General features: G+C 63.2%; 13 protein-coding genes. 6 read left to right on the top strand and 7 right to left on the bottom strand.

Going from position 1 to position 13,286, the window contains the following annotated elements; all coding sequences use genetic code 11:
* Window positions 1–930, top strand: a complete 930-nt coding sequence (argF, locus tag WN982_RS03765) for an ornithine carbamoyltransferase (protein ID WP_341314458.1) — start codon at window positions 1–3, stop codon at window positions 928–930.
* A 124-nt stretch (window positions 931–1,054) separates the two neighbouring features.
* Window positions 1,055–2,281 carry an argininosuccinate synthase gene (locus tag WN982_RS03760; protein ID WP_341314457.1) on the top strand — a complete coding sequence of 409 codons (1,227 nt, stop codon included), beginning with the start codon at window positions 1,055–1,057 and terminating at the stop codon, window positions 2,279–2,281.
* A 174-nt stretch (window positions 2,282–2,455) separates the two neighbouring features.
* On the opposite strand, the gene murB is transcribed toward WN982_RS03760, so the two are convergent.
* Entirely contained in the window at window positions 2,456–3,484 is a 1,029-nt protein-coding gene (murB, locus tag WN982_RS03755; RefSeq protein WP_341314456.1) for a UDP-N-acetylmuramate dehydrogenase, read from the bottom strand.
* 172 nt (window positions 3,485–3,656) lie between these two features.
* Here murB and WN982_RS03750 point away from each other — a divergent pair, with 172 nt between their 5' ends.
* Window positions 3,657–4,142 carry a YajQ family cyclic di-GMP-binding protein gene (locus WN982_RS03750; RefSeq protein WP_007180572.1) on the top strand — a complete coding sequence of 162 codons (486 nt, stop codon included), beginning with the start codon at window positions 3,657–3,659 and terminating at the stop codon, window positions 4,140–4,142.
* Window positions 4,143–4,206: 64 nt separating this feature from the next.
* Here WN982_RS03750 and plsY read toward each other — a convergent pair whose 3' ends face one another.
* Together plsY and ybaK are read right to left on the bottom strand one after the other, a co-directional pair.
* A complete protein-coding gene (plsY, locus tag WN982_RS03745) occupies window positions 4,207–4,851 on the bottom strand; it encodes a glycerol-3-phosphate 1-O-acyltransferase PlsY (RefSeq protein ID WP_341314455.1) in 645 nt (214 codons plus the stop codon).
* Between the two features lie 125 nt (window positions 4,852–4,976).
* Window positions 4,977–5,468: a Cys-tRNA(Pro) deacylase gene (ybaK, locus tag WN982_RS03740; protein WP_341314454.1), complete on the bottom strand. Its 492-nt coding sequence runs from the start codon at window positions 5,466–5,468 to the stop codon at window positions 4,977–4,979.
* 140 nt (window positions 5,469–5,608) lie between these two features.
* Here ybaK and WN982_RS03735 point away from each other — a divergent pair, with 140 nt between their 5' ends.
* On the top strand, window positions 5,609–7,171 hold the full coding sequence (locus WN982_RS03735) for an AMP-binding protein (protein WP_341314453.1): 1,563 nt from the start codon (window positions 5,609–5,611) through the stop codon (window positions 7,169–7,171).
* A 42-nt stretch (window positions 7,172–7,213) separates the two neighbouring features.
* Here WN982_RS03735 and xerD read toward each other — a convergent pair whose 3' ends face one another.
* The 3 genes from xerD to queG form a co-directional block, all read right to left on the bottom strand.
* Complete coding sequence (xerD, locus tag WN982_RS03730) at window positions 7,214–8,149, bottom strand: site-specific tyrosine recombinase XerD (protein WP_341314452.1); 936 nt, start codon at window positions 8,147–8,149, stop codon at window positions 7,214–7,216.
* Entirely contained in the window at window positions 8,146–8,616 is a 471-nt protein-coding gene (locus WN982_RS03725) for a methylated-DNA--[protein]-cysteine S-methyltransferase (RefSeq protein ID WP_341314451.1), read from the bottom strand. The genes xerD and WN982_RS03725 overlap by 4 nt, the downstream gene beginning before the upstream one ends.
* 108 nt (window positions 8,617–8,724) lie before the next feature.
* A complete protein-coding gene (queG, locus tag WN982_RS03720; protein ID WP_341314450.1) occupies window positions 8,725–9,966 on the bottom strand; it encodes a tRNA epoxyqueuosine(34) reductase QueG in 1,242 nt (413 codons plus the stop codon).
* Window positions 9,967–9,983: 17 nt separating this feature from the next.
* On the opposite strand from queG, the gene tsaE reads away from it, so the two are divergent.
* Entirely contained in the window at window positions 9,984–10,568 is a 585-nt protein-coding gene (tsaE, locus tag WN982_RS03715) for a tRNA (adenosine(37)-N6)-threonylcarbamoyltransferase complex ATPase subunit type 1 TsaE (RefSeq protein WP_341314449.1), read from the top strand.
* Entirely contained in the window at window positions 10,550–12,118 is a 1,569-nt protein-coding gene (locus tag WN982_RS03710) for an N-acetylmuramoyl-L-alanine amidase (protein ID WP_341314448.1), read from the top strand. Before tsaE ends, WN982_RS03710 begins: the two co-directional genes overlap by 19 nt.
* 95 nt (window positions 12,119–12,213) lie before the next feature.
* Here WN982_RS03710 and WN982_RS03705 read toward each other — a convergent pair whose 3' ends face one another.
* Entirely contained in the window at window positions 12,214–13,095 is an 882-nt protein-coding gene (locus WN982_RS03705) for an EamA family transporter (RefSeq protein ID WP_341314447.1), read from the bottom strand.
* Window positions 13,096–13,286: the final 191 nt, after the last annotated feature.

The following is a 13,286-nucleotide window of genomic DNA, read 5'->3' as shown; positions in this document are numbered from 1 at the left end:
ATGACCGCCAAGAAAATTCGCCACTACCTGCAGTTCAAGGATTTCTCGCTGGAAGACTACGAGTACGTGCTGGAACGCGCGCGCATTCTGAAACGCAAATTCAAGAACTACGAGACTTACCATCCGCTGCACGACCGCACGCTTGCGATGATCTTCGAGAAAAACTCGACGCGCACGCGCCTGTCGTTCGAAGCCGGCATCTTCCAGCTGGGCGGCCACGCCGTGTTCATGAGCACGCGCGACACGCAACTCGGCCGCGGCGAACCGATCGAAGACGCAGCGCAAGTGATCTCGCGCATGGTCGACATCATCATGATCCGCACGTTCGGCCAGGACATCCTCCAGCGCTTCGCCGAGAATTCACGCGTGCCTGTGATCAACGGGCTGACCAACGAATATCACCCGTGCCAGGTGCTGGCGGACATTTTCACGTACTTCGAGCATCGCGGGCCGATTCGCGACAAGACGGTCGCATGGGTCGGCGACGCCAACAACATGCTGTACACGTGGATTGAAGCCGCGCAGATTCTCGGCTTCAAGCTGCGCCTGTCCACACCGCCGGGCTACAAGCTCGACCACGCGCTGGTCGCCGCCGGGAGCGCGCCCTTCTATCAGGAATTCGACGATCCGAACGAAGCCTGTGCGGGCGCCGATCTGGTCACCACAGACGTGTGGACCAGCATGGGCTTCGAAGCCGAAAACGAAGCACGCAAGAAAGCGTTCGCGGACTTTTGCGTCGATGCCGAAATGATGGCGCGCGCGAATCCGGATGCGCTCTTCATGCACTGCCTGCCTGCCCACCGCGGCGAGGAAGTCAGCGCGGAAGTCATCGACGGTCCGCAAAGCGTCGTGTGGGACGAGGCGGAAAACCGTCTGCACGTGCAAAAGGCGTTGATGGAATATCTGCTGCTCGGCAAGCTGAATCACTAAGCCGGCCATCGCACCGTCCCAAAAACGCGGGCACCCGACGGTTTAGTGTCAAAATAGTGATTTTCCGCGCTCCGGAACGCCCGGTGTGCCCTGTTTTCCCGCTTTCTCCAGCTACGAGTTCACCATGAGCGATATCAAGAAAGTCGTGCTCGCCTATTCGGGCGGCCTCGACACCTCCGTCATCCTGAAGTGGTTGCAGGACAACTACGACGCCGAAGTCGTCACGTTTACGGCCGACATCGGCCAGGGCGAAGAGCTGGAACCGGCGCGCAAGAAAGCCCTGCAACTCGGCATCAAGCAGGAAAACATCTTCATTGAAGACCTGCGCGAAGAATTCGTGCGTGACTTCGTGTTCCCGATGTTCCGCGCCAACACGATCTATGAAGGCGAGTACCTGCTGGGCACGTCGATCGCGCGTCCGCTGATCGCCAAACGCCAGATCGAGATCGCGCGCGCCACGGGTGCGCAAGCGGTGTCGCACGGCGCGACCGGCAAGGGTAACGACCAGGTTCGCTTCGAACTCGGCTACTACGCGCTGGAACCCGGCATCAAGGTGATCGCACCGTGGCGCGAATGGGACCTGCTGTCGCGCGAAAAGCTGCTCGCGTACGCCGAAAAGGCCGGCATTCCGATCGAAATGAAGCACAAGCAAGGTGGCGCGCCGTATTCGATGGACGCGAACCTGCTGCACATCTCGTTCGAAGGCCGTCACCTGGAAGATCCGAAGGCAGAAGCCGAAGCCGATATGTGGCGTTGGACGGTGTCGCCGGAACAGGCGCCCGACCAGGCCGAATACCTCGACATCGAATACGAACACGGCGATCCGGTTGCGATCAACGGCAAGCGTCTGTCGGCGGCTGAAATGCTGACCGAACTGAACCGCTTGGGCGGCAAGCACGGCATCGGCCGTCTGGATCTGGTGGAAAACCGTTACGTCGGCATGAAGTCGCGCGGCTGCTATGAAACGCCGGGCGGCACGATCATGCTGAAGGCGCACCGCGGCATCGAGTCGATCACGCTCGACCGTGAAGTGGCCCACCTGAAGGACGACCTGATGGCGCGCTACGCTGCGTTGATTTACAACGGTTACTGGTGGAGCCCGGAGCGTCGCGCAATCCAGGTGCTGATCGACCATACCCAGGAGAAGGTCAACGGCTGGGTGCGTGTGAAGCTGTACAAGGGCAGCGTGTCGGTTGTCGCGCGCGATTCGAAGGAAACGCTGTTCGACAAGACCATCGCCACGTTCGACGACGACGGCGGCGCATACAATCAAGCCGACGCTGGCGGGTTCATCAAACTGAACGCGCTGCGCATGCGGATTGCAGAAAACGCACGTCGTCAGCGTAGCTGAGGACGTGCGTTTCGGTGAAGGCTAACTTCGCGCAGCGAAGTTAAGCGCCGCAAGGCGCGGCCGGAACCAAAACGCCCCGTCAGCGTAGCTGAGCATCGCGGCCGCTAACATTAAAAAGGCGCCGGGAGTTTTCTCCCGGCGCCTTTTTTTCATCGCAGCAAGCAAATCACGCCGTCACAAACAAACCGGCTCCGCTTCCAGCTCAACGCCAAACCGCGCCAGCACATCCTCCTGAATCGCCCGCGCCAGCGCCAACACTTCCGCACCGCTCGCCCCACCTCGATTCACCAGCACCAGCGCCTGCCGCTCATGCACGGCGGCTGCGCCCATCGCGCGGCCTTTCCAGCCACATCGATCGATCAACCAGCCCGCCGCAAGCTTCACCCGGCCATCCGGCTGAAGGTAGGACACGAGGTCCGGCGCCTGAACCTTCAGCGCTTCAAACTGCGCCGCCTCGACCACCGGATTCTTGAAGAAGCTTCCCGCGTTGCCGAGTTGAAGCGGATCGGGCAGCTTGGCGCGCCGCACCGCGACCACCGCATCGAAGATCGCCTGTGCGGTGGGCGCCACGTCCGTGGCCAGTTCACGCGCAAGATCCGCATACCCGGCGCGCGGCGTCCAAACCTTCGGCAAACGGAACGTCACCGACGTAATCACGAAACGGTCGCGCCCGTCCCGCTTGAAAAAACTGTCGCGATAGCCGAACCGGCACGCGTCGGCATCGAGTTCGACGACTTCGCCCGTCGCCAGCTCCACCGCCCGCAGCGACGCAAAGCGCTCGCACATCTCCAGCCCATACGCGCCGATGTTCTGGATCGGCGCCGCCCCCACCGTGCCCGGAATCAGCGCGAGATTCTCCAAGCCAGGCAGCCCTTGCGCCAAAGTCCACGCGACAAAGTCATGCCACGGCTCACCCGCTGCCGCCTCGACGTACCATGCGTCATCATCCTCACGCACGATTTGGCGGCCTCGCAATGCAACCAGCAGCACCAGACCGCCGAAGTCGCCCGTCAGCACAACGTTGCTGCCGCCGCCCAGCAGCAGCCGCGGCAAGCCGGCAGCACGCGGATCGCGCACCGCCGGCATCAGCTGCGCTTCGCGCTCGATCCGGCACGCAAACCGCGCGCGGACATCGAAGCCGAAGGTGTTATGCGCCTTCAGTGGATAGTCGGCAATGAAAGCGGGGGAGTCGAACTGGAGCATCGGAATGAGCGGAATGCGGCTTGGTCTGGCCCCGGCTGCACGACAATGCGCGGCAGCCTTGGGCAAAAGGGAAAGGCATCGGTAAAATGACGTCCGGTCTGTGATTATAGCGAGTGCCCCGTGAGCGACCGACCGGCCGCGTCACGCACCGCAGCACTATTGGGAGAAAGCAATGCCATCGTTCGACGTCGTCTGCGAAGCGAACATGATCGAAGTCAAGAACGCGATCGAGCAGTCCAACAAGGAAATTTCAACCCGCTTCGACTTCAAAGGGTCGGACGCGCGCGTCGAACACAAGGAAAACGAAATCACGGCCTACGCGGACGACGACTTCAAACTCGGTCAGGTGAAAGACGTGCTGTTGTCGAAAATGGCCAAGCGCAACGTGGACGTGCGCTTCCTAGACTACGGCAAGATCGAGAAGATCGGCGGCGACAAAGTCAAGCAGGTCATCAAGATCAAGAAAGGCGTGTCCGGCGATCTGTCGAAGAAAATCGTGCGCCTCGTGAAGGACAGCAAGATCAAGGTCCAGGCGAGCATTCAAGGCGACGCGGTGCGCATTACCGGCGGCAAGCGCGACGATCTGCAAAGCGTCATCGCCATGCTGCGCAAGGACGTTACCGATACGCCGCTCGACTTCAACAACTTCCGCGATTAAGCCTCAGCGCATCAAACCGGCGGGCGCCCGCGAGGCGCCCTGCATGGCGGCGTATCAGCGCGGTTCAAGGTTCATTGCCAGTCGCCGTGCTAGCAGCCGCGTCGGCCTTCTTCTTGTCGCCGATGCGGCTTTCCTGGCCGTGCATCAGCTTGACGATATTGCCGCGGTGGCGCCACACCAGCAGCGAACTCATCACGACGATTGCGAGCGCGATAATGTGCGGCCCGAACAGAAAACCGTCGAAGAGCGGCGCGAACACCGCCGCGGCCAATGCCGCCAGCGACGAATAGCGCGTGAAGAAAGCCACGATCAGCCACGTCAGCAAGGTCGCTGCGCCAAGGATCGGGTTGATCGCGAGCAGCACGCCCGCTGCAGTGGCCACACCCTTGCCGCCCTTGAAGCGGAAGAAGACCGGATACAGGTGGCCGAGAAACACGGCGACCGACGCAATCGCAACCGCGGTGTCGTCGAGTCCGTAACGTGCGCCGAAGTGCACGACGAACCACACCGGCAGCCACCCTTTGAATGCGTCGCCGATCAGTGTGAGAATCGCGGCCTTCTTGCTGCCGCTGCGCAGCACGTTGGTGGCGCCCGGGTTGCCCGAGCCGTACGAACGCGGGTCGTCCAGCCCCATCGCGGCGCTCACGATCACGGCAAACGACACCGAACCGATCAGGTAGGCAACAACGGCAACGATCAGGTTTTGCATCTGGGACTCTTATAAGGATCGGCGGTCTGAAACTCGATACCCCAACCGCAACGGGGAACGCAACAGGGAACAAAGCGGCGCACATTCTACCGAACCCGCCCGCCTGGAAAACATTCAGACAAACGTCAATCGACGCTCGCGCACTGCACGGGTTTCGCCGCCAGCAACCCGATCAGGACCGTGGGCGCGATGCTGACCAGAAAGCCGCGCCGCCCGCCGTTCAGCCAGATCTTGTCCATCTCCAGGATGCTCGACTCGACATACACCGGCATCTGCTTGCGCGTGCCGAACGGCGAGGTGCCGCCGATCAGGTAACCGGAATGACGGTTCGCGACTTCCGGCTTGCAGGGCTCGACGCGCTTTGCGCCGATCTGCCGCGCCAGATTCTTGGTGCTGACGGTACGGTCGCCGTGCATCAGCACGATCAGCGGCTTGGCGTGCTCGTCTTCCATCACCAGCGTCTTGACGACGTGGTGTTCGTCCACGCCGAGCTGGCGCGCCGATTCCTCGGTGCCGCCGTGCTCGACGTAATCGTAAGGATGTTCGCCGAACGTAACGCCGTGACGGCGCAGAAACTGTGTCGCGGGCGTTTCGGAAACGTGTCTGGATTTGCTCATCGGCGCATTGTAATGGCGAGTTTGCACAACGGCTATTTGCCGAATGGCCAATTGTGCGGGCTCGGCGACTGTGGCACGATCGTTCGAAAATTGTCCGGCGCGAAGCATGCCGGGCACTGCACCGTTTTCAGGAGACAGCATTGAGCTTCGATTCGCCCACTCGCCATGCCATCGACATTCCGGCGCTGCTCGCCGCGCTGCCGGCGCGTATCGCCGAGATTCCCGCACTCGCCGCGGCGCGCGATCCACAGCACATTGCGTTGATCGAGGATGCGCGCCGTCTCACCAGCGCGCAACTGCTGGACGCCGTCGATGCCACTGCCGCGCTGCTACGCGAATGGGGCGTGCGCGGCGGCGATCGGGTGATGATCGTCGCGGAAAACTGCATCGTGCAGATCGTGCTGCTGTTTGCCACCGCCAGGCTCGATGCGTGGGCGCTGGTGTCAAACGCGCGCCTGTCCGCTGCCGAGCTCGACGCGATCCGTGCGCATGCGCAGCCACGCGTGGTCGCCTATGCGGTCGAAAGCTCGGCCGATGCGCAACAGCACGCGCAGCGCCATCAAACCAGCCCAGCGCCCACCATCACGCCGGATATCGGCGCGTGGTCCTACGTGGTGGACGACACGGTAAAGGCGGAACGCGTCGAAGCCGACAACGACCGTCAATGCGCCGCGCTCATCTACACCACGGGCACCACCGGCGCGCCGAAGGGCGTGATGCTGTCGCACCGCAATCTGCTGTTCATCGCGGCCGTGTCGAGCCGCTTGCGCAAAGTCGGTCCGGACGACGTCGTCTACGCCGTGCTGCCGATCTCGCACGTCTACGGCTTCGCGTCGGTTTGCCTCGGCAGTCTGTACGCCGGCGCGACCCTGCGCCTCGCGCCGCGTTTCGCACCGGAAGCCGTGCGCCGCGCGCTCGCCGACGAGCGCGTGTCGATCTTCCAGGGCGTCCCGGCGATGCACGCGAAATTGCTCGAACACCTGCAGACGCACGGCCAAGCGTGGTCCGCGCCATATCTGCGCTTTGCCTATTCGGGCGGCTCGCCGCTCGACGCCACGTTGAAAGCGCAGGTCGGAAGCGTCTACGGCCTGCCGCTGCACAACGGCTACGGCATGACCGAGAGCAGCCCAACCGTCTCGCACACCATGCTCGACGCGCCGCGCAGCGATTGCTCGGTCGGCGAAGTCATTCCGGGTGTCGAGGTCCGCTTCGTCGGGCTCGATGGCGTCCATGCCGCGCGAGGCGAGATCGGCGAGCTGTGGGTGCGTGGACCGAACGTGATGCTCGGTTATTACCGCAACCCGGAGCTGACTCGTGCAACCGTCACTGAAGACGGCTGGCTCAAGACCGGCGATCTCGCGCGCGAGGACGCGGACGGCGCGTTGCATATCGTCGGGCGCAGCAAGGAGTTGATCATCCGCTCGGGCTTCAACGTCTACCCGGCCGAGGTCGAGCATGTGTTGAATGCGCATCCGGAGGTCGTGCAATCGGCGGTGATCGGACGCGCGGTCGAAGGTAACGAGGAAGTGGTCGCGTTCGTCGAATTGACAGCAGGTGCCAAGGTGACGCCCGCTGAACTGATTGCGTGGTGCGGCGAACGTCTCGCGCCGTATAAGCGCCCCGCCGAAGTGAAAGTGCTCGCCGCTTTGCCGTCTGCATCGACGGGCAAGATTCTCAAGCACCGCCTGCGCGAGTTCATTTAACGCAACGGCAAGGGCAATGGCGATCGCAACCGCGAGCGCGGATCACCCCCGCGGATGATGCTGCGCATGCAGCGACTTCAAACGCTCGCGGGCAACGTGCGTGTAAATCTGCGTAGTCGAGATATCGGTGTGGCCGAGCAGCAGTTGCACGACGCGCAGATCGGCGCCGTGGTTCAGCAAGTGCGTCGCGAACGCGTGCCGCAGCGTGTGCGGCGAGAGCGGCGCGTGCACGTCGGCCGCTGCCGCGTGCCGCTTGATGATGTTCCAGAACTGCTGACGCGTCATGCCCTCCGCGCGGGCCGTGACGAACAGCGCATCGGCCGCGCGAGCGCCCAGCAGCGCCGGCCGCGCTTCGCGCAGATAGCGTTCGATCCAGCCGTGCGCCTCTTCGCCGAATGGAATCAGGCGCTCTTTCGAGCCCTTGCCCATCACGCGCACCACGCCTTCGTTCAGACCCACTTCTACCGTCTTCAACGTGACCAGTTCGGTCACGCGTAACCCGCTCGCGTACATCAACTCCAGCATCGTCCGGTCGCGCAGGCCTAACGGGGTGTCGATATCGGGCGCGCCGAGCAGCGCTTCGACTTGCGCTTCGGTGAGTGTCGAAGGAAAACGCGGCGGCTGTTTGGCCGAACGGATGCGCAGCGTCGGATCGACATTCGCGCGATGCTCCCGCACCGCCCAGCCATAGTAGCGGCGAAACACAGAGAGCCGCCGGTTCGCCGACGTCGACTTGTCTTTCTGACGCGCCGCGCTATACGCATTGAGATCGGCTTCGCTGGCCGTGTCGAGCGACGTGTTGCGGGTTTGCGCGAGCCATTCGCAGAAGAGCCGCAAATCGCGGCGGTATGCATCGAGCGTATTGCGCGACAGTCCGTGTTCGAGCCACAACGCGTCGCAGAAAGCGTCGATAGACGCCGAGCTCGCCAGAAACAGAGGTGACGCGGCGGGCGCGTCGTCAATCAGTGTGTCGCTCATGCGTAGGGAATGCCTTCATGCGCCAATAGCCAGCGCTTGACGTTGCGAAAGAAGCCATCTTCGGCGTGATTCGCAAAGCCGCCGATGCCGCTCGAGCTCACCACCCGATGACATGGAATCACGATCGGGAAATAGTTCGCGCCGCACGCCTGCCCCACCGCTCGCGGCGCACTGCCCACTCTCTTCGCCAATTGCCCGTAGGTCAGCACGACGCCGGGCGGGATATCGCTGATCGCCTGCCAGACGCGCTTCTGAAATGCTGTACCGACCGGCGCCAGCGGCAATTCGAACTTCGCCGACGCCCGCTCGAAATAACGCTCGATCTGCTCGACGGCTTGCTTCGCCAACGGTGTATCTGGCGCGACGTTGCGCATCGAATCCGGCAGATAGACGATCTCGCGCACGGCGCCGCCTTCGAGACGGATGCCCACCTTGCCGAACGGCGCATCGATCACTGCGTTGAACATGATTGCCTGCTCCGTGAACAGCGGGGCATTTCAGGTTTCGCGGTAACGTACCTGCATGGGGTACAGGCGCGCTACGCAGAAAAAACACCCCTCCAGAATGCCGCTACTTTACGCCGCTTCCAACGCCCATTCCACATGCTCGCGCACCACGGCGGAAGGGTCGGCGGCACGCAAGCGCAACGCCGCCACAATCGCCTCGCGCGCATCGACGCTCAAGCTCTCAGGCGACGCGCGCAGCGCATTGCCCATCCCCACCGCCAGATTGCGCAGCCAGCTCTCATAGCCGATGCGGCGTATCGCGCTGCCCTGCATCCGCGTATCGAACTCGTCCGCGGACCATGCGAACAGCTCGACCAGTGTCGCGCGATCGAGCCCGTGCCGCACATCGAAATCGCCGACCGGCGCGGCCTGCGCGAACTTGTTCCATGGACACACGAGCTGGCAATCGTCGCAGCCATACACACGATTACCGATCAGCGGCCGCAATTCCAGGGGAATACTGCCCTTCAATTCGATCGTCAGATACGAGATGCACAGCCGTGCATCGACTTTATAAGGTGCGACGATCGCGCCGGTCGGGCACGCGCCGATGCAGCGCGTGCAACTGCCGCAGTGCGAACCAGGGGTTTCGGGCGCCTGTTCAGGCGAGGTCTCGGCATCAGTGGGCAGCGGTACGTCGACATAGATTTCGCCGAGAAAAAACAGCGAACCGGTATCGCGTTGCAGCAGCAGTGTATGTTTGCCACGCCAGCCAATCCCCGCCTTCTGCGCCAGTTCGACTTCCAGCACCGGCGCGGAATCGGTGAACACGCGATAGCCAAACGCGCCGATCTCCGCCTCGATTTTTTCGGCCAGATGTTGCAAACGGTTACGCATCACCTTGTGGTAATCGCGGCCCCGCGCATAGATCGACACCACCGCGGCCGACGGGTCCGCGAGCCGCGCATGCTCGGCTGCGCGCCAGTCTTGCGGCACAAGCGGAGCATCCGGCGACGCGCTTTCGTCCACCTTTGCGTCCAGCGTTTGCGCAGGCAAATAGGCGATGCGGGCGGTAATCACACGTCGCGTGCCGGCCACAAGCTCGGCGGGCCGCGCGCGTTTCATCCCATGTTTCGCCATATAATCCATCTCGCCGTGGCAACCCGCCTCCAGCCATGCTGCAAGCGGCGCTTCGGCAGCGGAGAGGTCGGTATCGCTGATGCCGATCGCCCCGAAACCCAGTTCACGGCCCCACGTTTTGATGCGCAGCGCGAGCGCTTCCAGCGCCGCTTCATCGAAATGACGCACGGCACGCGCATCGTCAACGGACGCAGGCGTGCGGGAAACAGGGGACTCCGGACTTCGGTTCATCACGCCATTTTACGAGAATGCCCGTCAACTCTGATCTCGCGATCCAACCGCCCGCCGACGTCCTGCTCGAACGCTCTTTCGCGCTCGCGGACGAAGCCGCCACCAACGCATTCGGCGCGCGTTTTGCGCAGGCGATCGAAAGCGTGCGCGGAATGCAGCAAAAAACGCGGCAGCAGACGCCAGACGCTAAGCGTGATGGGGCTTTCCACGGACTGCAAGTACAACTCAGCGGCGATCTCGGTGCCGGCAAAACCACGCTCGTGCGCGCGACCTTGCGCGGCCTCGGCCACACCGGCCGCGTGCGCAGTCCCACTTACACACTCGTCGAACCCTACGTGCTCGAACGGCCCGCCGGGGAACTCGCGCTCTATCACTTCGATCTTTATAGATTCACCGATCCGGCCGAATGGGCCGACGCCGGCTTTCGCGAGTATTTCGACAGCGGCGCAATCTGCCTCGTCGAATGGCCGCAACGCGCGGGGCGTCTCCTCGGCGTGCCGGATCTCGTCTTCTCGCTCGAACTGGACAGCGAGGGCGACGGCCGGGTGCTCGTCGCACGGGCATACAGCGAATCAGGAAAGGCATGTCTCGAAAGATGTTGATCAAACCGTTCCGCTCGATCGAATCGGCGGCCACCGCAACGCATAACTGGCGGCGCCGGCAGATTCTGCGCGCGGGCGCGTCCACGCTCGTGCTCGGTCTCGTCGCCCCGCGTCTCGCGTGGGCCAGTTCGGTACTCGGCGTGCGCGTGTGGCCGGCGCGGGATTACACCCGCGTGACGATCGAATCGGATCAGCCTTTGCAGAACGCACAGCAGTTGCTGCAAGGCCCCGACCGGCTGGTGGTCGATCTGAACGGCCTCGATCTCGATCAGGCGCTCAAGGATCTGGTGTCGAAGATCACGCCGAACGATCCGCAGATTCAGTCGGTACGCGTCGGACAATATCAACCGCACGTCGTGCGGATGGTGTTCGATCTGAAGGGGTCGGTGAAGCCGCAGGTGTTCACGTTGCCGCCGGTCGGCGCGTACAAGTACCGGCTGGTGTTCGACCTGTACCCCGCCGTCGCGCCCGATCCGCTGATGGATCTGCTCGCGCAGACCGAGCGCAAGGAACAGAGCCTGAATGAAAACAATGCGCCGCCCGCCACGCTGAGCGGCCCCGGCACCACGCCGCCAACCGCCGACAACAGCGAAGCGTTCTTCGAGCGCTACGCGCAGAATGGCAGCGGCGGGCCCGCGCCCAACGTACCGCGTCCGCCGGTACACATCACGCCGACACCAGTGCCCGCTCCGCCCATCCTGGGCAGGCCGGCAGCGCCAGTGACGCCGCCCACCGCGATCGCCCGCAACAAAGGCGGCAACAACGGCAGCAACAGCGGTGGCGACGACAGCGACGATACCTACGCATTCACCGCGCCCAAATCCGGCAAGAGCAACACCGTGCGTCTGCTAACGGTCGCGATCGACCCGGGCCACGGCGGCGAAGACCCGGGCGCGATCGGCGGCTCGGGTACGTATGAGAAACACGTCGCACTCGACATCGCCAAGAAACTGCGCGCGAAGATCGACGCACAGCCGAACATGCGCGCGATGATGACGCGTGACGCCGACTTCTTCGTGCCGCTCAACGTGCGCGTGCAGAAAGCGCGGCGCGTCGGCGCGGACCTGTTCGTGTCGATTCACGCCGATGCGTTCACCACGCCCGATGCGAAGGGTTCGTCGGTGTTCGCGTTGTCCGAGCACGGCGCATCGAGTGCGGCTGCGCGCTGGATGGCGAACAAGGAGAACGCGTCGGATCAGATCGGCGGCATCAACATCAAATCGGCCGATGCGACCGTCAACCGTGCGCTGTTCGATATGTCGACCACCGCGCAGATTCGCGATTCGATGCGCTACGGCAACTTCGTGCTGAAGGAAATCGGCGGCATCAACAAGCTGCACAAGGGCTCGGTCGAACAGGCCGGATTTGCGGTGCTGAAGGCGCCGGACATTCCGTCGATCCTCGTCGAGACCGCCTTCATCAGCAACCCGGACGAGGAGCGGCGCCTGAACGACGACGCCTATCGCGAGAAGATGGCCGATGCGATCATGACCGGCATCAAGCGTTATTTCGCGGCGAATCCGCCGTTGGCGAAAAACCGCATGACTTGATGTCACAGCGTCGCGTTACGTCACGCTGTGCACGCGATAAAACAACGGCCGCTCGATGCGGCCGTTGTTTTAACTATGTCCCGACGCGTCGGCGATCATCGCGCCGGCGCAAACCGCTGCACGACCCAGCCGCCGAACACGTTCACCGCCAGCCCCACCATCACCAGCAGCGCGCCGACGACCTGCGTCTCGGACAACTGCTCGTCGAGAAACAGCGACGCGGACGCCAGCCCGACAATCGGCACCAGCAGCGAAAACGGCGCGACCTGGCTCGCCGGATAGCGCGACAGCAACCGGCTCCACAGGCCGTAGCCGAGCAGCGTCGCCACGAACGCGAGGTACACCACCGCGAAGATCGACATCGCGCCAATGCCGGACAACGCCGCGACGATGCGCTGCGGCCCCTCGAATGCATACGACAGCGCGAAAAACGGCAACGGCGGAATCAGACTGCCCCACACCACCAGCCCGACCAGATCGACCTTGCCGACCTTCTTGGTGACGATGTTGCCAAGCGCCCATGAGCACGCGGCGCACAGGGTGAGGACGAAGCCGGCGAGAGTCATCGCGTGGCCGCCTTGCAGACCGATCACCGCAAGACCGCCGGCCGCGATCAGCAAACCGACGATGTTCGGTACGCGAAAGCGCTCGTGCAGGAACAGCGCCGCGAAAATCAGCGTGAAAAACGCCTGCGCCTGCAATACGAGCGAAGCAAGCCCGGCCGGCATACCGACGTACATCGCCGAGAACAGAAAGGCGAACTGGCCGAACGAGATGGTCACGCCGTACGCGAGCAGCCAGCGCCACGGCATCTGCGGCCGCTTGACGAAAAACACCGCCGGCACCGCGGCGAGCGTGAAGCGCAGCGCGCCGAGCAGCATGGGCGGCACGCCATGCAGACCCACTTTGATCACGACGAAATTGACACCCCATGCGATGACGACGACCAGCGCGAGCAGCAGATCTCTGGGCGACATCCCGGTCTCCATTTGACTGTTGAATCCGGCAGTTTAGCGGAGCCGGAAGCGTCGAGCGATCGCACGCATTACGGATTCCCGGAACGCCGGGTTGCCGGAACGTCAGATCGTCGCCAACCGTCAGCATTTGGCGCACCGCAGTAGAATCGTTCATTGAGCAAATCCCCCAAGCCACCATTCCTAGCCGAGCC

The organism is Paraburkholderia sp. IMGN_8 (assembly GCF_038050405.1).
Taxonomy (GTDB): Bacteria; Pseudomonadota; Gammaproteobacteria; order Burkholderiales; family Burkholderiaceae; genus Paraburkholderia.
This window is presented reverse-complemented; position numbering and strand designations above follow the sequence as displayed.